At 69.6% G+C, this 22,741-nt stretch carries 21 protein-coding genes; 17 read left to right on the top strand and 4 right to left on the bottom strand.

Annotation, left to right across the window (positions count from 1 at the left end):
- Nucleotides 1-177: 177 nt before the first annotated feature.
- The 7 genes from ACKTTN_RS03910 (at nucleotide 178) to ACKTTN_RS03880 (ending at nucleotide 6,560) form a co-directional block, all read left to right on the top strand.
- Nucleotides 178-1,083 carry a recombination-associated protein RdgC gene (locus tag ACKTTN_RS03910; protein ID WP_407908563.1) on the top strand — a complete coding sequence of 302 codons (906 nt, stop codon included), beginning with the start codon at nucleotides 178-180 and terminating at the stop codon, nucleotides 1,081-1,083.
- Between the two features lie 6 nt (nucleotides 1,084-1,089).
- Nucleotides 1,090-1,881 (top strand): M48 family metallopeptidase, encoded by a 792-nt coding sequence (locus ACKTTN_RS03905; RefSeq protein ID WP_407908562.1) that lies wholly within the window; start codon nucleotides 1,090-1,092, stop codon nucleotides 1,879-1,881.
- A gap of 373 nt (nucleotides 1,882-2,254) precedes the next feature.
- Nucleotides 2,255-3,163 carry a hypothetical protein gene (locus ACKTTN_RS03900; RefSeq protein WP_407908561.1) on the top strand — a complete coding sequence of 303 codons (909 nt, stop codon included), beginning with the start codon at nucleotides 2,255-2,257 and terminating at the stop codon, nucleotides 3,161-3,163.
- 97 nt (nucleotides 3,164-3,260) lie between these two features.
- Nucleotides 3,261-3,698: a hypothetical protein gene (locus tag ACKTTN_RS03895; protein WP_407908560.1), complete on the top strand. Its 438-nt coding sequence runs from the start codon at nucleotides 3,261-3,263 to the stop codon at nucleotides 3,696-3,698.
- A 44-nt stretch (nucleotides 3,699-3,742) separates the two neighbouring features.
- Nucleotides 3,743-4,378, top strand: a complete 636-nt coding sequence (locus ACKTTN_RS03890) for a C39 family peptidase (RefSeq protein WP_407908559.1) — start codon at nucleotides 3,743-3,745, stop codon at nucleotides 4,376-4,378.
- Nucleotides 4,378-5,136: a hypothetical protein gene (locus ACKTTN_RS03885; RefSeq protein WP_407908558.1), complete on the top strand. Its 759-nt coding sequence runs from the start codon at nucleotides 4,378-4,380 to the stop codon at nucleotides 5,134-5,136. The genes ACKTTN_RS03890 and ACKTTN_RS03885 overlap by 1 nt, the downstream gene beginning before the upstream one ends.
- A 32-nt stretch (nucleotides 5,137-5,168) precedes the next feature.
- Nucleotides 5,169-6,560 (top strand): acetate kinase, encoded by a 1,392-nt coding sequence (locus tag ACKTTN_RS03880; RefSeq protein WP_407908557.1) that lies wholly within the window; start codon nucleotides 5,169-5,171, stop codon nucleotides 6,558-6,560.
- A 70-nt stretch (nucleotides 6,561-6,630) separates the two neighbouring features.
- Here the strand turns inward: ACKTTN_RS03880 and ACKTTN_RS03875 are convergent, their stop codons facing one another.
- Together ACKTTN_RS03875 and hemH are read right to left on the bottom strand one after the other, a co-directional pair.
- Nucleotides 6,631-7,476, bottom strand: coding sequence for an alpha/beta fold hydrolase (locus ACKTTN_RS03875; RefSeq protein WP_407908556.1), 846 nt, complete (start codon nucleotides 7,474-7,476; stop codon nucleotides 6,631-6,633).
- Complete coding sequence (gene hemH, locus ACKTTN_RS03870) at nucleotides 7,476-8,447, bottom strand: ferrochelatase (protein ID WP_407908555.1); 972 nt, start codon at nucleotides 8,445-8,447, stop codon at nucleotides 7,476-7,478. The genes ACKTTN_RS03875 and hemH overlap by 1 nt, the downstream gene beginning before the upstream one ends.
- A 146-nt stretch (nucleotides 8,448-8,593) precedes the next feature.
- Between hemH and ACKTTN_RS03865 the strand changes: the two genes are divergently transcribed.
- From ACKTTN_RS03865 to tatC, 4 genes are read left to right on the top strand one after another with little or no spacing between them, the layout of a single operon-like run.
- Nucleotides 8,594-9,481 carry a lipid-binding SYLF domain-containing protein gene (locus ACKTTN_RS03865; protein ID WP_407908554.1) on the top strand — a complete coding sequence of 296 codons (888 nt, stop codon included), beginning with the start codon at nucleotides 8,594-8,596 and terminating at the stop codon, nucleotides 9,479-9,481.
- Between the two features lie 60 nt (nucleotides 9,482-9,541).
- Nucleotides 9,542-9,772, top strand: a complete 231-nt coding sequence (gene tatA, locus ACKTTN_RS03860) for a Sec-independent protein translocase subunit TatA (RefSeq protein ID WP_407908553.1) — start codon at nucleotides 9,542-9,544, stop codon at nucleotides 9,770-9,772.
- A gap of 16 nt (nucleotides 9,773-9,788) precedes the next feature.
- The gene (tatB, locus tag ACKTTN_RS03855) at nucleotides 9,789-10,217 is read left to right on the top strand and encodes a Sec-independent protein translocase protein TatB (protein ID WP_407908552.1); all 429 of its coding nucleotides are present in this window, start codon (nucleotides 9,789-9,791) and stop codon (nucleotides 10,215-10,217) included.
- Nucleotides 10,204-10,941, top strand: coding sequence for a twin-arginine translocase subunit TatC (tatC, locus tag ACKTTN_RS03850; RefSeq protein ID WP_407908551.1), 738 nt, complete (start codon nucleotides 10,204-10,206; stop codon nucleotides 10,939-10,941). The genes tatB and tatC overlap by 14 nt, the downstream gene beginning before the upstream one ends.
- Before the next feature lies 1 nt (nucleotide 10,942).
- On the opposite strand, the gene ACKTTN_RS03845 is transcribed toward tatC, so the two are convergent.
- Together ACKTTN_RS03845 and ACKTTN_RS03840 are read right to left on the bottom strand one after the other, a co-directional pair.
- Nucleotides 10,943-11,863: a hypothetical protein gene (locus tag ACKTTN_RS03845; protein ID WP_407908550.1), complete on the bottom strand. Its 921-nt coding sequence runs from the start codon at nucleotides 11,861-11,863 to the stop codon at nucleotides 10,943-10,945.
- Nucleotides 11,860-12,591, bottom strand: a complete 732-nt coding sequence (locus ACKTTN_RS03840) for a glutamine amidotransferase (RefSeq protein WP_407908549.1) — start codon at nucleotides 12,589-12,591, stop codon at nucleotides 11,860-11,862. The genes ACKTTN_RS03845 and ACKTTN_RS03840 overlap by 4 nt, the downstream gene beginning before the upstream one ends.
- Before the next feature lie 136 nt (nucleotides 12,592-12,727).
- Between ACKTTN_RS03840 and glyQ the strand changes: the two genes are divergently transcribed.
- The 6 genes from glyQ (at nucleotide 12,728) to ACKTTN_RS03810 (ending at nucleotide 22,618) form a co-directional block, all read left to right on the top strand.
- Nucleotides 12,728-13,636, top strand: coding sequence for a glycine--tRNA ligase subunit alpha (glyQ, locus tag ACKTTN_RS03835; protein WP_407908548.1), 909 nt, complete (start codon nucleotides 12,728-12,730; stop codon nucleotides 13,634-13,636).
- Nucleotides 13,633-14,283, top strand: a complete 651-nt coding sequence (locus ACKTTN_RS03830; protein ID WP_407908547.1) for a glutathione S-transferase family protein — start codon at nucleotides 13,633-13,635, stop codon at nucleotides 14,281-14,283. Before glyQ ends, ACKTTN_RS03830 begins: the two co-directional genes overlap by 4 nt.
- Nucleotides 14,280-16,370 carry a glycine--tRNA ligase subunit beta gene (gene glyS / locus ACKTTN_RS03825; RefSeq protein WP_407908546.1) on the top strand — a complete coding sequence of 697 codons (2,091 nt, stop codon included), beginning with the start codon at nucleotides 14,280-14,282 and terminating at the stop codon, nucleotides 16,368-16,370. Before ACKTTN_RS03830 ends, glyS begins: the two co-directional genes overlap by 4 nt.
- 50 nt (nucleotides 16,371-16,420) lie before the next feature.
- Nucleotides 16,421-18,211 (top strand): autotransporter assembly complex protein TamA, encoded by a 1,791-nt coding sequence (locus ACKTTN_RS03820; protein WP_407908545.1) that lies wholly within the window; start codon nucleotides 16,421-16,423, stop codon nucleotides 18,209-18,211.
- Complete coding sequence (locus tag ACKTTN_RS03815) at nucleotides 18,208-22,344, top strand: translocation/assembly module TamB domain-containing protein (protein ID WP_407908544.1); 4,137 nt, start codon at nucleotides 18,208-18,210, stop codon at nucleotides 22,342-22,344. Before ACKTTN_RS03820 ends, ACKTTN_RS03815 begins: the two co-directional genes overlap by 4 nt.
- A 64-nt stretch (nucleotides 22,345-22,408) precedes the next feature.
- Entirely contained in the window at nucleotides 22,409-22,618 is a 210-nt protein-coding gene (locus ACKTTN_RS03810) for a hypothetical protein (RefSeq protein WP_407908543.1), read from the top strand.
- The last annotated feature ends 123 nt before the right edge of the window (nucleotides 22,619-22,741 follow it).

Here is a 22,741-nt window from a genome sequence, read left to right as displayed (position 1 = left end):
TCGCGAGCTGTAGATCCGATCGGGAAGGCGCTTTCTTTTGGTTACTTTTCTTTGCGCCCGCAAAGAAAAGTGACTCGGTCGCGCCAGCGAACGAAACGCCTTTGTTTTTCGAACAATCATCGATGAAACACCCGCGCGACCACCCGCGCCGACGAACAACAAGAAGACCCACGACGAATGTTCTTCCGCAACCTAACGCTGTTCCGCTTCCCCACCTCCCTCCAACTCGAAGCCTTCGACGCCGGCCTCGCCGAATGCGCGCTGCGCCCCGTCGGCCCGATGGAACTCTCCACGCGCGGTTTCGTCTCCCCGTTCGGCCGAGACACCGAAGGTTTCAAGCACATGCTCGACGAGGCCTACTGGCTCGCCGTCGGCAGCGAAGACCGCCTGCTGCCGGGCTCGGTCGTCAACGACATGCTGCAGAAGAAGCTCGACGACATCGAACAGAAGGAAGGCCGTCGCCCCGGCGGCCGCACGCGCAAGCGCCTGAAGGACGAGCTGATCACCGAACTGCTGCCGCGCGCGTTCGTGCGACCGTCGCGCACCGACGCGATCCTCGACATGAAGCAGGGCATCGTCGCGATCGATACGTCCAGCAAGAAGTCCGCCGAAAGCGTGGTCAGCGAGATCCGCCGCGCGCTCGGCAGCTTCCCTGCGTTGCCACTCAATGCCGAAGTCGCGCCGCGTTCGGTCCTGACCGGGTGGGTCGCAGGCGAGGCGTTGCCGGACGGCCTGTCGCTCGGCGACGAATGCGAACTTCGCGACGCGCTCGACCAGGGTGCGATCGTGAAGTGCCAGCGCATGGAGCTGGAGAAGAACGCCGAGATCGACAAGCACCTGCAGTCGGGCAAGCAGGTCACGCGCCTGGCGCTCAACCTCGACGACCATGTGACCTTCGTGCTCGGCGAGGACCTGGTCATCCGCAAGTTCAAGCTGCTCGATGGTGCCGTCGACACGCTGGAAAACACCGAGCGCGAGGACCTGCGCGCCGAACTCGAAGCCCGCTTCGCGCTGATGAGCCACGAGCTGCGCCGGCTGTTCACCGTGCTCGAGCCGGCGCTCAAGCTGTCCAAGGTCGAGTAGCACCGCATGTTCTTCCGCGCCCGTCCGCCGCGCGTCGCGCCGCCGCCGGTGCGCGTGCCGCTGCGGGCGACGCTGCCGGATGGCCGCATCGTCGACGTCAAGCGCGTCGACAACCGCAGCGTTCGCGGCCTGCGGTTGACCGTGACCGAGCGCGGCGTGCGGCTGACGGTGCCGCCACGTACCAGTGACCGTCGCGCACTCGCGTTCGTGCAGGACAACGCGGCATGGCTCGCCGGCCAGCTCGCGCATACGTTCGGCGACGTGCAGCCCTTGCGCATCGGCGAAAGCGCGACGTTGCCGCTGCGTGGTGTCGATGCACCGCTGCACTGGCGCGACGGTCGCTTCCTGCGCGTCGAGGTCGACGGCGATGCTGTCGTCGCGACCCTGCCGGCGGCGATTTCCGAAGTCGCAGTGCGCAAGGCGTTCTCTAACTTCTACCTCGCGCAGGCACGCGCGGACGTCGGCCGCTGGATGCCGACATACCTGCCGACGCTTCCGCGCGGCCCGCGCGCGATCAGCATCCGACCGTTGACCTCGCTATGGGGCTCGCTGGCGCCGGACGACCGCATGCGGCTGGACCTCGCGCTCGTGCTCGCTCCGCCGGGGGCGTTCGAATACGTGCTCGTCCACGAGCTCTGCCATCTCATCCAGGCGAACCATTCGGCCGCGTTCTGGGACGAGGTCGAGCGACGCTATCCCGATTGGCAACCGCAGCGCGATCTGTTGCGCACGCGTGGACGACCCATAAAGGCAGCGTTACGCGCGGTCTGCGAAGTGAAGGCACTGCCGCACGACTGAGCCTCGTCGGCACGGTTTTGCATGCTCCGGGTTGGCTGCATGCGCATCTCACGAAATCACGACGCCCAGCGACACAAAACGTGCGCCGCTTGCGAAGCGGCCATCGTTTTTTCATGTTTTTTCGGTTAAGGCGAACTCGACCGTGCGCGTCGGAGCAGGCAAAAATTTCCGCGCCGGAGAAGGCTTTTCTGTGAAAACCGACGAAGCAGCAGGCCGCTGACAGCCGCTGCGATTCGCAAAGCATTCATCCTTGTGGGGTCTTTGCGAATACGTGACGTGCGTCACGAGTTGGCACGGGATGTGCGTTGAGGCCGATGCGTCCGAAAGGGGCGCTTCCTCCCCTGCAATTCGACATTCCCAGGAGACACACATCATGCGCAAGACTCTCATTGCTGCTTCCGTCGCGTTGGCGTTCGGCATGGTCGCCGCCCCGGCGTTCGCGCAGTCGATCACCGACGCCGCCAACGACAACTCCCGCAACACGGTCGGCCTCCTCGCCGTCGACAATTCCGTCAATGACGCGTTGAACAACAACTCCGTCAATGACTCGAACAACGACAACCGCTCGGGCTTCAACAACAACTCGACGAACGACTCGCACGACGACAACTCGTCCGACAGCAGCGCGCAGCTCGGCCTGCTCGGCGCCGCCGCCAACAACGGCGCGACCGCGACCTCCAACGTCTCCGACTCGTTCAACACCAACACCGCGGTTGCCAGCTCCGTGCTGGTCGGCTCGGTGAGCGGCAACGGCTTCGGCCAGGTCGGCAACTACGGCGACAACAGCGGTGGCGCGAATGGCGGCACCGGCGGCGCGGGCCTGGGTCTGGGCGTCGGCCTCGGCGTCGGCGCGAGCGGCGGCAACGACGGTGCGGACGGCCGTGGCGGCCGTGGCGGTCGTGGCGGTCGCGGCGGCGACGCGAGCTCGTCGGATGGCACGCTGGCGTTCCTGCCGATCATCGCGGCAGTCAGCAGCGGCGATTCGTCCGCTGACGGCGGCGACGGCGGCGACGGCGGCGACGGCGCGAGCGGCAGCGGCGGCTCGAACTCGTCCGGCGCGGCGAGCGGCAGCGGCACGGGCACCGGCCTCGGCGCAGGCGGCGACGCCGGCGGCGGCGGCAACGCAGTGGCAGACGCGGGCGCGTTCGACATGTCGAACCAGGCGAACGGCACGGCCAATGCGGCGGCCGGCATCATGGTCATCGGCCAGAACAGCGGCGCGATGTCGATGGTGCAGCAGGCGGTCACCGTGCAGTCCAACCTCAACGTGGGTGGTCACTGAGTCCGGTCGCGATGCGCCGCTCCGGCGGCGCATCTCCGCTCGTTTCTCTACCGGCGGGGGCCTTCCCCGCCGGTTCCGCCCCCGCCAGGAGACTGCCATGCGACTGCATCTTCATGCGGTGCTTCTTGTAGCCGGCGCGTCCATGTTCGCGGCTCCCGCCGCGTCCGCGGGCGACGTCGTCGATCCCCTGCTTGCTCCCGTCGCCATCGCGGCAACGGCGCAGCTTCCCGCCACGCCGGCAGAACCGGCGAATTCGCTCAATGCCCCGACGATGGCCACCGACGCGCTCGACGACCTGCGCGGCGGCACCGACGTCAACGACAGCTTCAACGTCACCACGACCAACAACACGGCGGACAACGACGGCAACGTCAGCGGCAACACCGCCCAGAACACCATCAGCGGCGTCAACCTCGTCGATGGCGGGTCCTTCGGCAATGCGGCCGGGTTGAATACCGTCATCCAGAACAGCGGCAACAACGTGCTGATCCAGAACAGCACGGTCGTCAGCATCCAGTTCACGCCGTCGCCATGAGGTACGGCGTTGCGCTGCTGCTGGCAGTGGGACTCGGCCTGGCGATGGGCGCCGGTGCGACGACGCTCGACGTGCGACCGCCCGGTCAGCGGTACGGAGTACCCGTTACCAGCCTGAAGGAGGCCCGCTTTCGCACCACGGTGCGGCAGCAGTACGACTTCAGTTGCGGATCGGCGGCGGCGGCGACGCTGCTGACGTTCCAGTACGGCCACCCGGTGAGCGAAGCGGAGGTCTTCAAGCAGATGTTTTCGACGGGCGACGCCCGTCGCATCCGCAAGGAAGGCTTCTCGATGCTCGACATGCGGCGCTACCTCGCGTCGCAGGGTTTCGAGGCGGACGGCTTCCAGCTACCGCTCGACAAGCTCGCCGAGGAAGGCGTGCCCGCGATCGTGTTGCTCAACGACCGCGGCTACCGGCACTTCGTGGTGGTGAAAGGCATACACGGCGACCGCATCCTGCTGGGCGATCCGTCCCGCGGAACCCGTGCCATGCCGCGTGCCCAGTTCGAACGGCTGTGGGACAACCGCGTGTTGTTCGTGGTCCACAACCGGCGCGAGCTGGCCCAGTTCAACCGAGCGGCCGACTGGCGCATTGCGCCGGGTGCGCCGATCGATACCGTGATCCAGCGTGAGGGCGTGCAGAACTTCGCCATGCCCCGGCGCGGACCGGGAGACTTCTGATGAAATTCCCCGCACTGCTTGCACCTGTCCTGTTCACCACCCTCGTTTTCGCGGCTCCGGCGCGCGCCGACGAAGTCGACCTCGGCCCTCCGGTTCCGCAGGATCGCCTTGACCAGCTGCGCGGCGGGTTCGACCTGCCCAGCGGCCTGTCGGTCGCCTTCGGCTTCGAGCGCCTGGTGACGCTCAACGGCCAGGTCGTGTTGACCCAGACCGTCACGATTCCCGACATCTCCAAGATGACCACCGACCAGGCGGCGCAGCTCGCCGCCATCACGCAAGGCAAGACCGTGCAGATCGGCGGCGGCACCTCGGGCACGCCCGGCCTGACCGCCCCGGGCACGAACACCGTCGCCGCGCCGACCGCCGGCACGACGGGTACGCCGACCAATCCGGTCGTGACCGTTCCTACCGCGCCCGGCGTCCCGAACACGCCGGTCGTGAATGTTCCGAACACGCCCGTCGTGAATGTCCCGACCAGTCCGGTCGTCGACACCGCGACCACCCCGAGCGTCGCCAGCACGATCACGCCGAACATCACCACGGCGATCACGCCCGATGCGAGCGTCGCGCTCATTCCCAACGTCAGCACCTCGCTCATTCCCGGCATGAATACGCTGGTCATCCAGAACGCGCTCGACGGCCAGGCGATCCAGGCGATGACCACGATCCACGCCGCGGTGAACACGTTGAGCCTGTTGCACGACATACATTTCACCCAGTCGCTCGGCGATTCGCTGCTGCTGGGCGGAACCCCGTAGCACCGCACAACCAACTGCCAGTGAGGATGCCGATGTCAAGGATGCTGCGTCGTCTCACCCTCGTCTCCGCCATCTCGATGGCGTTGGCGGGCCACGCGCAGGCCCAGGAGGCCGACCGCGTCACCCAGCTCGAATCCCTCGTCCACGAGCAGGCCGCCGAACTGGCGGCCATGAAGCAGACGATGGATTCGCAGTCGCAGGACATCGCCGACCTTCGACGACAACTGCACGATCGCGAGCTGGATGCGCTGCGCGGTGAAGGCGGACCCGGGACCTCGCTCGCCGGTGCGGCGGCGGCGGCCACCGGCGTAGTGTCGGCGGCCGCGACCCTCGACGTGATGTCGCCGCTGCCGCAGTCCACCGGTGGTGGCGGCGCACCCGCGCCAACGCCGCCCGGATCGCAGCCCACGCAACCGGTGGGACGCGCGCCGACCGCAGAAGCCACGCGCCCGCAGGTCGCACAGATCTTCGACCAGCCAGGCGTGCTCACGCCGCACGGGAAGTTCGTGCTGGAACCGTCGCTGCAACTTGGCTACTCGGCCACCGATCGCGTCGCGCTGATCGGCTACACCATCATCCCGGCGATCCTCATCGGCCTGATCGACGTGCGCCAGGTCAAGGCGACCGCGGCGACCGCGACGCTCACCGGCCGCTGGGGCGTGACCAACCGCTTCGAGCTGGAAGGCCGCGTTCCCTACCTCTACACGAACACCGACACGATCAGCCGCGAGATCTTCACCGGCTCGGCCACCGATCGCGTGTTCAACACGCACGGCAGCGGCCTCGGCGACATCGAGATGACCGCGCGTTACCAGTTCAACCAGGGTGGTCCGGACAGGGCGTACTGGGTCGGCTGGCTGCGCTACAAGTCGCGTACCGGCAAGGACATCTTCGAGGTACCGACCGACTGCGTCACCCGCTGCGTCGACAACGCGACCGGCACCGGCCTGCCGCTTGAATTGCCCACCGGCACGGGCTTCCAGTCCATCCAGCCCGGCGTGACCTGGCTGTACGCCTCGGACCCGGTCGTGTTCTTCGGTGGCTTCAGCTATCTGCACAACTTCGAGCGCCACGACGTCAGCCGCACCGTGCTGACCGGCGCGCCGGAGGGCTTCCCGCAGACGACGACCGATCCGATCGGCGACATCAAGGCCGGCGACGTGCTTGGCTTCAATGTCGGCCTCGGTCTCGCGCTCAATGAAAAGGCCGCGATCTCGTTCGGTTACGACCACTCGTGGGTCGACCACATCAAGCAGAACGGCGAAGTGCTGCCGGGCTCGGCGCGCCTGATGCTGGGCACGCTGCTGATCGGTGGCTCGTACACGTTCAACGAACACGCGAGCCTCAACGTCTCGCTGGGCGTGGGCGTGACCCGCGACACGCCGGACACCACCTTCACCGTGCGCGTGCCGGTGACGTTCTGATTCCCCCACGCCGAACGTCACCCGCCAGCAACCCCGCGCCCCGGCGCGGGGTTTTTTCATGCGCGATGGGTCAGCCGCCGCGCAGGAACGGGGCGACCACGGCCGCCACCGCCTGCGGGATCTCCGTGTGCAGGTGATGGCCACCTTCGATGCCGACCACCTCGACCTCGCGCAGTCGCGCCGCGCGCGCATCGCGCGCGTCGGCCGGGAAGAAACGGAACGCCGGCACCGCGTGCACCAGCTTGACCGGGCATTCGATCGCGGCGATCACGTCGCGCATCTGGCCCTCGGTCATGCGCACGGCGGTGGGCTTGGTCAGTCGCGCATCGCTGCGCCAGGTGTAGCCGCCGTCGCCGGCCGGTGCGAGGCCGCGCTCGACGATCAGACGCGCCGCCGCCTCGGTCAGGCCGCCGGCCTGCAGGCGCGCGCGCACCGCGGTGGCGACATCGGGAAATACACGGCGTCGCGAGCCGGCGGGCTCGCCGTGCACTGCGAACGCGTCGCGCAGGCGCAGCGCGGTGCGTTCCTCGCCTTCGGTGAGGCCGCCCAGTGCTTCGATCAAAGCGAGCCTTTCGACGCGTTCCGGTGCCGCGGCTGCGACCAGCGTCGCCGTCGCGCCGCCCATCGAATGACCGAGCAGCGAGAAGCGCGACCAGCCCAGCGCATCCGCCGCCGACAGCACCGCGCGCGCCGCGGCGACCAGCGTGTACTCCGCCGACAGCGGCAGGTGCGCACTCGCGCCGTGGCCCGGCAGGTCGAGCGCGACCAGGTCGAGGCCCGGCAGATGCGTCGACATCGGCAGGAAGCTGGCCGCGTTGTCGAGCCAGCCGTGCAGCGCCAGCACCGGCGCGCCGCCCTGGCCGAAGCGCAGTGCGGCGAGGCGACCGAACGGCGTGTCGAGGGCGATCTCGCGCATCAGTCGGCCAACGCGCGGCGCGTGAGCTCGGCGAGCACGCGCGCATGCGTGGGCGTGTCGTTGAGGCAGGGGATGTAGTTCATGCGACCACCGGCCTGCGCGAACTCGTGCGCCAGCATGTCCGAGATTTCCTCGAGCGTTTCCAGGCAGTCGACGGCGAAGCCCGGGCAGGCCACGTCGACGTCCAGCACGCCGCGCGCGGCGAAACCGGCGAGCGTGTCGCGCGTCGACGGGCCGACCCACTTCTCCTTGCCGAACTGCGACTGGTAGGCCAGCGACCACTGCGAACGCTCGAGCCCGAGCGCCCGCGCGATCGCTTCCGACGAGGCCTCGCACTGCGCCTGGTACGGATCGCCGCGACGGATGAAACGCTCCGGCAGGCCGTGGTACGAGAACAGCAGGTGGCGATCGCCCGTCGTGCCGGCGCGCGCGGCGCGGATGCTGTCAGCGACGGCGGTGACCCAGCCGGCGTCGAGGTGGTAGTCGTCGACCATGCGCGTGGGCAGCGACGGCATGCGATCGACGATGTCGGCAACCGACGCCGTCGTCGAGGTCGAATACTGCGGATACAGCGGCAGCATGACCACGCGTTCGATGCCACCGGCGTGCAGCTGCGCAAGCGCGTCCTTCAGCGACGGCCGGCCGTAACGCATCGCGTCGATCACCAGCACCTCCGGCAGCTCCGCCTGCACGGCCCGGGCGAGGCGGCGCGTGTACACGGCGAGGGGCGAACCGCCATCGTCGCCCTCCATCCAGATCGATGCGTACTTCTTCGCGACCGGTCCGCCACGCACCGGCAGGATCACGAAGTGCAGCAGCGGGCACCACAGCCAGCGCGTGAGGTCGACGACGCGGTGGTCGTGCAGGAATTCCGCCAGGTAACGGCGCACCGCCGACGGCGTGGGCGCGTCGGGCGTGCCGAGGTTGACGAGGACAAGCGCGGTGCGCGGTGCGGCGGCGATCATCCGCATAGCATGACAGCGCAGCCGCTCGCGGCGCTTGCGCAGGGTTGCGACGATGCGTCGCCGCGCATCGGTGCGGTGGCGCGGCGCACCGGTTGCTTGATATTCATCGCGGGCTCACTAGCCTGAACCATCCGCTCACTTCGGTATCTGCCATGGCCCGTCGCCCCCGCCTGTCCGGCCTCGTCCTCGCCCTGAGCCTCGCCGTCGCCGCGCCGGTCGCGCTGGCCGGCCCCGCCGAAGACGCCCGTGCCCAGAACGCGCTGCGGGTGCTGCGCGAAATCCGCGAGATCCCGGAGTCGTCGATCCCCGACAAGCTGCTCGACGAGGCACGCGCGATCGTCGTGGTGCCCGATGCATTGAAGATCGGCCTGGTGGTCGGCGGCCGCCGCGGCCACGGCGTGATGGCGGTGAAGAACGCGGACGGCACGTGGTCGCAGCCGGCGTTCGTCAAACTCACCGGTGGCTCGATCGGCCTGCAGGCCGGCCTGCAGTCGGCCGACATCGTGCTGGTGTTCCGCGGCGAGCGCGGCATCGATTCCATCGTCAACGGCAAGGTCACGCTGGGCGCCGATGCCGCGGTCGCGGCCGGTCCGGTCGGTCGCAGCGCGGCCACCGCTACCGACGGCCAGCTCAAGGCCGAGATCTGGTCGTGGTCGCGCGCACGCGGGCTGTTCGCCGGCGTCGCGCTTGACGGTGCGGTACTGCAGGTCGACGACGTCGCCGACCAGCTCGCCTACGGCGAAGGCACCACGCCGCGCATGATCTTCGAAGGCCGCGCAAAGGGCGCGCCGTCGAACGCGCTGGTCGACTTCCGCGACGCGCTCGAGGAAGCCACCGCCGCCGCACGTGCCGAACGCAACGGCACGCCCGCAGCTGCGGCCTCCGCGACGACGAGCCTGAACGTCGTGCCGACCACCACGGTCACCGCGTCGGCGAGCAGCAGCACGCCGGTGCCGGCCGCCGCGCCGGCCAGCGCCGATCCGAAGCCGCAGCCGTTCCAGAACGCCGACCCTGCGGTAAAGACGGAACCGCTGCCGTAAACGCCGCCGTGGGCGCTGCGTTATCCTGATCGTCTTCCATTTTTTGCAGCGAGCAGCGCCATGGGCAGCTGGAGCCTCACCCACTGGTTGGTCGTGCTGGTCATCGTGGTGGTGATCTTCGGCACGGGCCGGCTGAAGTCTGCCGGCAAGGACATCGGCGAAGCCGTGCGCGAGTTCAAGAAGGGTGTTCGCGGCGACGAACCGCCGCAGCACCTGCGCGACGAACGTCGCAACGACGACGTCGACGCGCGCAGCCGCGACACCAGCGACACCGACCGCGACCGCCGCTGAGCGCCCGCGCGGCGCCATGTTCGACGTCGGCTTTTCCGAGCTGCTGCTCACCGCGCTGGTCGCGCTGATCGTGCTCGGGCCGGAGCGCCTGCCCAAGGCCGCGCGCATGGCCGGCACGTGGCTGCGTCGCGCACGCACGCAGTGGCAGGCGGTCAAGAACGAACTCGAGAACGAGCTCGCCGACGAGGACATGCGGCACAGCATCCTGCGTGCGCGCGAGGAACTGCGCGAGGCGCAGGATTCGCTGCGTGCGCAGCTGGCCGATGTCGAAGCGCGGATGACGCGTGCGGCGGAGGTTGCAGACGCCACGCGCGTGCCGACAGTCCCCGATTCCGCCGACGTCGCATCGCTGCAGGCGCAGATCGCCGACGTCGAGGCGTCGATGACCGAACCGACGCGCGCTGACACGCAGCCGTCGTCGAACGCACCGCATGAGCAGCGCTGACGCGCACCTGCCGCCGGACGCGCCGCGCCTGCTCGATCACCTGATCGAACTGCGCGCGCGGCTGCTGCGCGGCGCGGTCGGCGTCCTGGTGGTGTTCGTGGCGCTGATGCCGTTCGCCGGCAAGCTGTACACGCTGCTCGCGCATCCGCTGCTCAAGACCTTGCCGGATTCCGGGCACCTGGTCGCCACCGATCCGGCGGGCGGCTTCTTCGTGCCGATGAAACTCGCGTTCATGGCGGCGATCTTCCTCACCGCGCCATGGCTGCTCTACCAGGCGTGGGCGTTCGTCGCGCCGGGCCTGTACAGGCGCGAGAAGCGCATCGCGTTGCCGTTGCTGGTGTCGGCGGTGACGCTGTTCTACGCCGGCTGCGCGTTCGCGTATTTCGTCGTGCTGCCCGCGGCGTTCGCGTTCCTGGCGCGCTTCACGCCGGACGTCGTCGCGCAGACGCCGGACATCGGCAAGTACCTCGACTTCGTGTCGGTGATCTTCCTCGCGTTCGGCGTCAGCTTCGAGCTGCCGGTCGCGCTGGTGATCCTGTCGCTGCTCGGCTGGGTGACGCCGGCGCAGCTGCGCGAATGGCGCGGCTACGCGGTAGTCGGCATCTTCGTGGTGGCCGCGGTGATCACGCCGCCCGACGTCGTGTCGCAGCTGATGCTCGCGGTGCCGATGTGCCTCTTGTACGAAGCCGGCATCGTCGCCGCGGCGGTGGTCGCCAAGCGCTGAATCAGGCTTCGATCTGCATGCGGGTGCCGGCGGCGGGTTCCGGCGGTGCGTCGAACATGTCGCGCCAGGCGTAGTAGCTCACCGCGACCAGCACCACCAGCACGCCCACCGCGAATGCCGCCCACACCGCCAGCGCGATCGCCGCGCCCAGCACCGGGTGGATCAGCGCCGCGATGCCGCCGACGACCGCGGTCAGCAGCGTCACCAGCACCGCCGCGATCACGAAGCCGATCAGGAACACCAGCGACGCCAGCAGGTTCGCGCCGAGGTTCACCACCGACGCACGGAACCCGAGACGCAGGCTTTCGACGATGCCGACGTTCGACAGCGCGATCAGCGGCACGCACAGCAGCATCAGCGCCGCGCTGAAGTAGTTGAAGACGAACTGCAGGATCTGCACGAAGAACAGCAGCACCGGATGCTCGGGCTCCGGCGGCACGACGACGTGCCCGCTCAGCGCACCCTGCAGCGCCTTCATGCTCTCGGCCCAGTAGTCCGGCCCGGTCAGCAGCACGATGAGCGCGACGCAACCCACGTTGAACACGATCTGCACCAGGCCCAGCGTCATCAGCGGACGCGCGCGGCCGTGGCCGAACGCGGCGAACAGGTCGCGCGCACGCGTCGGCCGACCGTGCTCGGCTTCGTGCATCACGTGGATCAGCCCGGCCAGCAGTACGGGCATGACCAGCGTCAGCACGACGAACAGCGGGATGGCCACCGCGATCGACTCGCCGAACGAAAGATCGCTGCGCCCCTGCAACCGCGACGCCACCGGCAGCACCGCCAGCACCGACGCGAAGTACAGCGTGCACAGGAACAGCACCGCCGCGCCGAACACCGCGCGCGGGTTGCGACGGCCGATGTTGACCGCCTCCTTCATCCATTCCACGCCACGCGCGACGGGCACCTTGCGCACGTTCATGCGCGGCCCTCCGCGCGGTCGCGGGCGAAGTTCACGAACCGGCGCAGCACGCGGCGCGAATGCGGCGTCGCGCTGACGCTGCGTTCGGTCGACACCGCGCACAGGCCTTCGCCATGCAGCGCCTCGCGGCGCGCACGCACGTAGCCGCGCATGTGCGTGGTGCTGAATTCGGGATGGAACTGCACGCCCCACACGGCATCGCGCCAGCGGTAGGCGTGCACGGGATCGTGATCGGACTTGGCGAGCAACGTGGCGCCCTCGGGCAGCTTGAGTACCGACTGCAGGTGCGTGGCCTGCGCGGCGAATCGTTCGGGCAGGCGCGCGAACAGCGCGTCGTCGTTGGAGGGCGCGAGGCGTTCGATCTCGACCGTGCCCATTTCGCGGCCTTCCGGATGCCAGCCCACTTCGCCGCCAAGCGCATGCGCGATCAGCTGGTGGCCGTAGCAGATTCCGAACAGCGGCAGGCCTGCCTGCGCGGCGTCGCCCAGCCACTGCGCCGTGCGTTCGCTCCAGTCGCGACGCTCGGTGACCATCGCGCCGGAGCCGGTGATGATCACGCCGGCGAAGCCTTCGCGTGCGGGCAATGCCTGGCCGTTCTCGACGTCGACCACCACCGCGCCATCGCGCGGCAGGCCGGCGGCGGTGCGGATCCAGTGGGGGAACCCGCCGTGGCGGCGCATCGATGCCACCGGCTGGCCGGTTTCGAGAATGAGGACTGGGGGCGTCACGGCCGACGGACCATGGAAACGGGTGGGAGCGGGCACGCCAGCGCGTCGCGATCGGGCGCCGAAGGCCCGGAAAAATGGGGGCGAAAATGCCGTCGCTATACTAGCCCGCTTTCCGCGCAGCCACACGGAACGACGCATGCCGGCCCCCACGTTCCAGCAACTCATCCAGCGCCTCAACGCCTTCTGGGGCGACAAGGGCTGCGTCCTCATCCAGCCGCTCGACCTCGAGGTCGGCGCCGGCACGTTCCACCCCGCGACGTTCCTGCGCGCGCTGGGCCCGGAGCCGTGGAACGCGGCCTACGTGCAGCCCTGCCGCCGCCCGACCGACGGCCGCTACGGCGAGAACCCGAACCGCCTGCAGCGCTACTACCAGTACCAGGTGGTGATGAAGCCGTCGCCGCCGAACATCGTCGAGCTGTATTTCGACTCGCTCAAGGCGCTCGGCGTCGACCCGCAGGTGCACGACCTGCGCCTGGTCGAGGACAACTGGGAGTCGCCGACGCTCGGCGCCTGGGGCCTGGGCTGGGAGGTCTGGCTCAACGGCATGGAAGTCACGCAGTTCACCTACTTCCAGCAGGCCGGCGGCCTCGAATGCCGCCCGGTGCTCGGCGAGATCACCTATGGCCTCGAACGCCTGTGCATGTACCTGCAGAACGTCGACAACGTGTTCGATCTCGTCTGGACGACCGGCCCCGACGGCACGCCGATCACGTATCGCGACGTCTACCACCAGAACGAGGTCGAGCAGAGCGCGTACAACTTCGAGCACGCCGACGTCGCCGAACTGTTCCATCACTTCGACGCCTGCGAAGCCGAAGCCAACAAGCTGATCGAACTCGGCCTGCCGCTGCCGGCCTACGACCAGGTCTGCAAGGCGTCGCACAGCTTCAACCTGCTCGACGCACGCCGCGCGATCAGCGTGACCGAGCGCCAGCGCTACATCCTGCGCGTGCGCAAGCTGGCGCAGGGCGTGGCGCAGGCCTATTTCGCGCAGCGCGAGAAGCTCGGCTTCCCGGGGCTGAAGAAGCCGGCGGAGGCCGCATGATCCTGATCGGCATGTACGACTCGCCGTTCACGCGTCGCGTTGCGATCGCGCTCGCGTTGCGCGGCATCGCGTTCGAGCATCGCGACTGGTCGGTCGGGGCGGATTTCGACAGGATCCGCGAGTACTCGCCGCTCGGCCGCGTGCCGGTGCTGGTGCTCGACGACGGCGAGGTGCTGATGGAGTCGTCGTCGATCCTCGACTGGATCGAACACGAGACGCCCGGCGAGCCGTTGCTGCCTCGCGGCGGTCGCGATCGCCGCGAAGCGATGCGCCTGATCGGCCTGGCGAGCGGTGCGGCCGATCGCGCGGTGGCCATCGTGCTCGAACGCATCTTCCACTCGCCCGAAGCGCAGTCGCGCGCGCTGCTCGCGCGCAGCGTCGCGCAGATCGAAGGCACGTACGCCGCACTCGATGCCGCCTGCGCGGCGCGTGGCGGGCAGTGGCTCGTCGGCGATGCGATGACGCTCGCCGACATCACCGTCGCCTGCTACGTCACGCACGGCCGCCACGCCGTGCCGGTCGATCTCTCGCGCTGGCCCGCGCTCGCCGCGCATGTCGAACGCTGCGAAGCGCTCGAGGTGTTCGCGTCGCACTACGTTCCGTTCTTCGTTCCGCAGCCCAAGGGCGCCAAGGAAGTCTCCGCATGAAGCCGCTGCTGATCGAACTCGGCACCGAGGAACTGCCCGTCAAGGCATTGCCGGCGCTCGCGCAGGCGTTCTTCGACGGCGTCGTCGCCGGGCTGGAAAAGCGCGGCGTCGAACTCGACCGCACCGGTGCGAAGCCGCTGTACACGCCGCGTCGCCTCGCCGTCGCGCTGCCGAAGGTGGCGACCACGCAGCCGGAGCAGAAGTCGGAAGTGCTCGGCCCGTACCTCAACGTCGCGCTCGACGCGGCCGGTGCGCCGACGCGTGCGCTGGAAGGGTTCGCGCAGAAGGCCTGCGTCGACTGGACGCAGCTCGAACGCCTCACCGACAACAAGGGCGAACGTTTCGTGCATCGCGCGGTAAAGCCGGGCGCGTCGACCGCGTCGCTGCTCGGCGAGGTGCTCGCCGAAGCGGTCGCCGGCATGCCGATTCCCAAGCCCATGCGCTGGGGCGCGAATGATTTCGGTTTCGCGCGACCGGTGCACTGGCTGGTGGTGCTGCTCGGCGGCGACATCGTCGACGTCGAACTGCTCGGCGTGAAGGGTGACCGCATGAGCCGCGGCCACCGCTTCATGCACGACAAGCCGGTGTGGTTCACCGATCCCACCGACTATGTCGAATCGCTGCGCATGGCCAAGGTGCTGGTCGATCCCGACGAGCGCCGCGGCCGCATCCGCGGTGAAGTCGAACGTGCTGCGGCCTCGGTGGGCGGCGTCGCGCGCATCGAGCCGGGCATCCTCGAAGAGGTGAACGGCCTCGTCGAATGGCCGAAGGCCGTGCTGTGCAGCTTCGAGCGAGAATTCCTCGCCGTGCCGCAGGAAGCGCTGATCGCCACCATGGAGGCGAACCAGAAGTTCTTTCCGGTGCTCGATTCGAGCGATCGCCTGAGCGAGCACTTCGTCGGTATCGCCAACATCGAGTCGAAGGACGAAGCGGAGGTGCGCAAGGGCTACGAGCGCGTGATCCGTCCGCGCTTCGCCGACGCCAACTTCTTCTTCGACGAGGACCTCAAGCAGGGCTTGGTCGCGATGGGCGATGGCCTGTCGACCGTCACCTACCAGGCCAAGCTCGGCACCATCGCCGACAAGGTCGCGCGCGTCGCGTCGCTGGCGGAAGGCATCGCGGCCGAGGTCGAGGTCGATCCCGCGCTCGCGCGTCGCACGGCGGAGCTGTCGAAGAACGACCTGCAGTCGCGCATGGTCGGCGAGTTCCCGGAATTGCAAGGCATCGCCGGCCGCTACTACGCGCTGCACGACGACGCGCTCGCCGATGTCGGCGACACCGCGCGTTACGAACTCGCGCAGGCGCTGGACGAAGGCTACATGCCGCGTTTCGCCGGCGACGCGCTCGCCGAATCCACGCTCGGCCAGGTGATCGCGATCGCCGAACGCCTCGACACGCTCGCTGGCGGTTTCGCGGCGGGCCTGCGCCCGACCGGCAACAAGGATCCGTTCGCGCTGCGTCGCAATGCGCTCGGCCTTGCGCGCAACCTGCTCGAAGGCGGGCACGACCTCGTGCTGCATGAGCTGGTCGAACGCGCGGTCGCGCTGCAGCCGGTGCAGTCCACGGATGCCAGCGCGTACGACGTCACCAACTTCGTCTACGACCGCCTGCGCGGCTACTACGCCGACCGCGGCATCACCCCACAGCAGTTCGACGCGGTGCTCAACGCCGTGCACGAATCGCTGCCGGACTTCGACGCACGCCTCGCCGCGATCCGCGAGTTCGCGCGGCTTCCCGAAGCCGAAGCGCTGGCTGCGGCGAACAAGCGCATCCGCAACATCCTGCGCAAGGCCGAAGGCGACGTCGCCAGCACGCTCGATCCGTCGCTGTACGCGGAAGATGCGGAGCGCGAACTCGCCGGCGCGGTCGACGTCGCGATCGCCGACACCGACCCGCTGCTCGACTCGCGCGACTACGTGGGCACGCTCGCGCGCCTCGCGCAGCTGCGCCCGGTGGTCGACACGTTCTTCGACAAGGTGATGGTCAACGTCGACGACGCCGCGGTGCGTCGCAACCGCCTTGCGTTGTTGCAGCGCCTCGCCGACCGGCTCGGCAGCGTCGCCGCCATCGAGTACCTGTCGACCTGACGCCGGCACCGTCACGGCCGCTTTAACGCGGCCGTCGCTATCCTGACCGGATGCCGCACTGCCCGCGCGCCCGACGCGCCGTCCTCGTCCTGTTGCTCGCGTTCGGCGCGGCCTTTCCGGCGTGGGCGGCGCGCATCGCGCGCGTCGAGGTGCGTGGCCTCGATGCGGTGATGACGACGAACGTCGTCGAGTCGCTGTCGATCAACGACGAAGCGGGCACCGACCTCGGCGATCGCCGTCTCGCCTACCTGCTCGAACAGGTCGAACCGGAAACGCGCGCGGCGCTGGAACCATTCGGCTACTACTCGCCCACCATCAAGGTGACCCGCGACGGCGACGCCGTGCGCATCGACGTGACGCCTGGTGCGCCAGTGACGGTGGGGCGCGTATCCGTGCACGTGCGGGGCGACGCAGCGACCGACGCGCCTGTGACCGCGCAGGTCAATGCGTTCCATCCGGTCACCGGCGAGACGCTCGACCACACGATCTACGAAGCGAGCAAGACGCGCATCTCGCGCGTGCTCGCCGAACGCGGCTATTTCGACGCCGACCTGACCACGCATCGCGTCGAGGTCACGCGCGCCACGGGCGACGCCAATATCGACCTGCTCTGGGCGAGCGGTGCGCGCTACCGCATGGGCGCGGTCACGTTCACGCAGACGCCGAAGTCCATCGTCGACGACACATTGCTGCGCAAGCTGGTGCGTTGGGAGCCCGGTGCTCCGTACCAGCAGGCGCGCATCGAACGCCTGCGCGAGTCCCTGCAACGGCTCGACTACTTCTCCGGCATCGACGTCGCCGTGCACCCGGAGAAGGCCGTCGACCGCAACGTGCCGATCGACGTCGCGCTGACGCCAGCCAAGCGCACGGTCTACACCGTCGGCCTGAGCTACGGTTCCGACAGCGGCGCGGGCGTGCGACTCGGCATGGATCGTCGCTGGCTCAACCGCCGCGGACACAAGGCGACGTTCGACCTCGACTACGCGCAACGCCGCAAGACGGTCACGCTGCAGTACCGCATCCCCGCGTTCGCGTGGGTTGACGGCTGGTACACCATCGCGCTGCAGGGCGCGGACGAACAGACCGATTTCATCGACAACCGTCGCGTCGAGTTCGTTGCAAGCCGCAGCGGCCGCATCAACCGCCGGCTCGATGCGGTGGCCGGCGTGCACGTGCTGCGCGAGCGCTGGGCGTACGCGGCGGAAGACGACGGCGATCCGTCGACGCCGCCCGACTTCCGCTACGGCTCGTTCGTTTATCCGCAACTCGATGCGACCTACGTCGACGTCGACGACCGCCTGATGCCGCGTCGCGGGTTCGGTGCAAGCGCGTTCGTGCGCGCCGGCCAAGGCAGTGCCGAAGGCGTGAACGGCGTGCTGTTCGTGCAGGCGCACGGCACCATCAGCCTGTATCGCGGCCTTGGTCCGCGCAGCCGTTTCATCGCACGTGGTGAAGTCGGCCAGACCTGGAGCGACACCGCGACCGACCTGCTGCCGCCGAGCCTGCGCTTCCACGCCGGCGGCGAGCGCAGCATCCGCGGTTACGGCTGGCGCGAGGTCGGCCCGCGCATCGGTGCGCCCGGCCAACGCTTCGCGGTGGGCGCGGAGAAAGTCATAACGGCGAGTGCGGAGTACGAGCACTACTTCAACGACACGTGGGGCGCGGCGGCGTTCGTCGACACCGGCAGCGCATTCGACGATCGCCCTGACCTGCACACCGGCGTCGGCTTCGGCGTGCGCTGGAAATCACCGGTCGGACCGGTGCGCGTCGACCTCGCGCACGGCCTGAATTCGCCGGATTCGCCGCTGCAGATCTACCTCAGCCTGGGAGCGGAACTGTGAGCCCGTTGCCCGACGCGCCACGCACGAATGCGGGCGAGCCGACGCCCGAGGAACGCGAGGCGCGCATCCTCGAGCTGCGTGCGTTGCGTCGCGCGCGTATGCGAAAGCTCGGCATCCGCAGCGCGATCGGCAGCGGCGTGATGCTCGTGGTCATCGTCGCGTTCGCGTACTGGTTGCTGACCACGATCGCCGGCCGCGACCTGCTGCTCGCGCAGATCAAGGCGCGCTTGCCCGCCGATGCGTCGCTCGAATGGACGAGCGCGCAAGGCCCGGCATCGGGCCCGATGACGTTGCACGACGTGCGTTTCCGCTGGAAGAAGATCGCGTTCGCCGCGCAACGCGTCACGATCGACCCGGCCCTGCGACCGTTGCTCGGCCGTCGCCTGCGCCTGGACGCCATGCAGGTGCAGAACGCGACGCTCGACCTGCCGCCGAGCACCACGCCGTTCGAACTGCCGCGCTGGCCCGACTCGCTGCCGCGCATCGCACCGCCGTTGTCGCTGCAGGCCGACGACATCCGCATCGATGGGCTGCGCGTGACGCGGCAGTCCGCACCGCTGATCGACATCCGGCGCGTGCGCGGCGGGCTCGACGCGGCGACCGGCAAGCTCACGCTCGCGCATGTCGACATCGACAGCGATCGCGGCCGTTTCGCATTGAACGGCACGTATGCGCCGGTGAATCGCTATCGCACCGACCTGCTGGCCACCGCGCTGGTGCCGGTCAAGGACTCGCGCACGCCATTGCGCCTCGGCTTCGTCGCGCGCGGCGACCTGGATGCGATGGATGTCGCGCTCGCGGGCGCAGCGCCCGGAACGATCCGCGCGACGCTGACGTTGCGCGGCGCCGAGCGGCCGCGCTGGGTGCTGCACGCGAGCGGCCACGGCCTCGACACCGCCGCGCTGTCGGGAACGCCCGGCGATCCGCCGCAGACGACCGATCTCGACTTCGACGCACGCGGCCTCGGCGGCGACGGCACGTTGCAGGGTTCGCTGGTGCATGGCGATGCGCGCGTCGTCGTACATCCGTCCACGCTGCACCTCGAGCAGCAGGTGCTCGCGTTCGCGCCGCTCGATGTCGAAGTGCTGGGCGGGCGCGTGCTGGTGCGCGGCCGCGGCGATTTCGGCGCGCGCCGCAACGCACGCGTCGACTACACGATCGCGGCGCGCGGCCTGCGCTGGGGTGACGGTGCGGCGCAGGTCGTCGCGGACGCCGACATGGCCGTCGCGGGAACGCAGGCGGCGTGGACGGTCGACGGGCGCAGCACGCTCGCACGCGGCGGGCGCAGCGCGCAGGTCACGCTCGCCGGCACCGGTCGAGACAGCGAACTCACCGTGCAGCGGCTCGAAGCGCGCATGCCGACCGGCGTGCTCGACGCGAACGGTCGCATCACCGCACGCCCGCAGCTCGACTGGAACCTGCACGCGCAACTCGCCGGCTTCGATCCCGGCTATTTCGCACCGGGCTGGAGCGGCGCGCTGCATGGCGCGCTCGCCACCACCGGGCATCGCGACGACGCAGGCGCTTTGCACGCGATCGTCGACGTGCCGCAGGTCGGCGGCACGCTGCGTGCGCGGCGCATGGGCGGCAGCGCGCACGTCGCGCTCGACGACGGGCTGTATCGCGGCGTGGTGGCGCTCAACGTCGGCGGCGGCCGGCTGCTCGCGCAGGGCAACGCGGGGTTCGCGCCGCTCGCGCGCTGGGACGCCAACGTGCAACTGCAACGCTTCGACCCCTCGTTCCTGCTCGACGGCTGGCCGGGTGCGGTGGATGCATCGCTGCACACGCGCGGGTCGCGTTCCGCCGGCACGCCGGGGCGCGCCGGCGTGCTCGACGCGACCTTCGACGTGCCGCGCATCGGCGGCACGTTGCGTGGCCGCGCGCTCGCCGGCCACGGCAAGGCGCACCTGCGCGGCAGCGACGTCGACGGCGACGTGCAGCTCACCGCGGGCAGCAGCCGCCTCGATGCGCGCGGCCGCGTCGGCGATCGCCTCGACATCGACGCGCGCCTGTCGCCGGTACAACTCGCCGACCTGCTGCCGGACGCACGCGGCGTGGTGCGCGGCACGCTGCATGTCAGTGGTCCGCGCACGGCGCCGGACGTGACCGCGGATCTCGACGGTCGCGACGTCGCGTTCGCCGGCTATCGCGCATCGACGCTGGTCGCGAAAGGCCGCCTGCCCTGGCATGCCGGCGGCGCACCGGGCGCGCTGGTCGTGCACGGGAGCGGGTTGCAACTGGGCATGCCGCTGGATGCGCTCGACGCCGACGCGCGCGGCGCGGTCGAAGCGCTGCAGCTGCGCGCCAACGCGCACGGCGAATTCGGCGGGGCGTCGGTCAGCGGCGCGCTTCGCCACGCGGGCTCGCAGTGGCTGGCGGATGTCGCGACGCTGCAACTGTCGCCCACGCGCGGCGCGGCGTGGCAACTCTCGCACGCGACGCAGCTGCGCTTCGGCGGTGGCGTGATCGCGCTCGATGCGACCTGCCTGCGGTCATCGGCCGGCGGCGAGCTCTGCGGCAACGCGGATTGGCCGCGCCGCGGCGCCGACGTCACCGCGCGCGCGCTGCCGCTCACGCTCGTCGCCGGCTACCTGCCGGCGCGCGCGGATGGCACGCCGTGGCTGGTCGGTGGCACCGTCGATGCGCAGGCGCAGCTGCGTCGCGTCGGCGCATCGTGGCGTGGCACCGCACACGTCACTTCGCCGCAGGGCGGGTTCCGCCTCGATGCGACGCAGGCCTACGAAGTGCTGCGCTGGCGCGCGCTCGATGCACGCGTCGCGTTCGATCCGCAGCGCCTGCAGGTCGACCTGACCTCGGGCCTGTTCGATCGCGGCCACGTGCAGGGCCATGTCGCCACCGGTTGGGCCGCGTACGCGCCGCTGTCGGGCGACATCAGCGTCGACACCGACGAGCTGACCTGGATGGAGCTGTTCTCGCCGGACATCGTCGATCCGCGCGGGCGCCTCGCCGGCCGCGTCACCCTCGCCGGCACGTGGACCGCGCCGGCACTCGGTGGCCACGCGCAGCTGACCGGTTTCACCACCGAGATGCCGGCGCTCGGCGTCACCCTGACCGATGGCGTCGCGACGCTGGACGCGGGCGCCGACGGCAATGCGCGCATCAACGGCCACGTGCGCTCGGGCGAGGGCGTACTCGCGATCGACGGCCGCCTCGGCTGGCGCGACACCGGGGCGCCGCTGCAGCTGAACCTGCGCGGCAGCAACGTGCAGGTATCGAACACGCGCGAGCTGCGCGCCGTCGCCAACCCCGACGTGCAGGTGCGCACCGCCGCGGGCCAGCCGATCAGCGTCACCGGCACGGTCGTGGTGCCGTCGGCATTGTTGATGCTCGAGCGGCTCGATGGTCCGGTCAGCGCGTCGCCGGATGTCGTCGTGCTGGATCCGGTCGATGCGAAGACGGAAGTGAAGACGCCGCTTGCGCTCGACCTCGCGCTCGTCGCCGGCAACGACGTGCGCCTGCAGGGCTTCGGTCTCGACGGCAAGCTGACCGGCCGCGTGCAGGTGCACAGCACGCCCGGCAGCGCGACGTCGGCGCGCGGGCAGATGGATGTGAGCGGTCGTTATGTCGCGTACGGGCAGAAGCTCGACGTCACCCGCGGGCATCTGGTCTGGCAGGGCGGCGACATCGGCGACCCCATCCTCGATATCCGCGCCGAGCGCGACGTCGGCAGCGTCACCGCCGGTATCGATGTCACCGGCCGCGCCTCGCGGCCGCGCGCGAACGTGTGGTCGAGCGACGGTGGCACGCAGTCCGAGGCGCTGTCGTACCTCGCGCTGGGCCGGCCGTTGCCGACGCTGGGCGGTGAACAGGGCGAACAGATCACCGCGGCGAGCGCAGCGCTGTCGGCGGGCGGCAGCCTGCTGGCGTCGCAACTCGGCGCGCGGCTCGGGCTCGACGATGCGGGCGTGACCGAAAGCCGCACGCTCGGCACGAGCGTGCTCGGCATCGGCAAGTACCTGTCGCCCCGGCTGTATGTCGGTTACGGCGTGTCGCTGTTCGGCGCGGGGCAGGTGCTGACGCTGAAGTACCTGATCCGCCGCGGCGTCGACTTCACTGTCGAGTCGAGCACGGTCGAGAGCCGCGCGTCGCTGAACTACCGCAAGGAAAAGTGACGATCACGCGACGGCAGCAGGGTGCGCGTTAGCCTCGCGACGTGTCCCTGCGCGGAGTACGGCGATGACCAAGCTGCATGGCGACGATCCGAACAACGAGGAAGTGCGCTTCGAGCGCGGCGAGCTGCGCAAGCCCGACGACCGCCACGACCAACCCGGCCAGGGCGCGGTGCTGACGCCGCCCAACGACGGCCATCATCGCGACCGTCGCCACGATGCCGTCGCGAATACACGCGTGGATGCGGCGTCCCGGGTGACTGGCGGGCTGCGTTGAGGCGTCCTGTCGGCTGACGGGTCGCGTCGGCGCTGCGGCTGCTGTTGCGGTGGCGTTTCACGCGTCACCATCGGTGGCGTTGCGCTCAGGTCGCTGGTAATCGGCGTTGCCCGCGTGGGCTAC

The organism is Lysobacter claricitrinus, assembly GCF_045866565.1.
In the GTDB taxonomy this organism is placed as follows: Bacteria; Pseudomonadota; Gammaproteobacteria; order Xanthomonadales; family Xanthomonadaceae; genus Cognatilysobacter; species Cognatilysobacter claricitrinus.
Note: the sequence above shows the minus strand (reverse complement) of the source record. Positions and strands in the feature narration are given on the sequence as shown.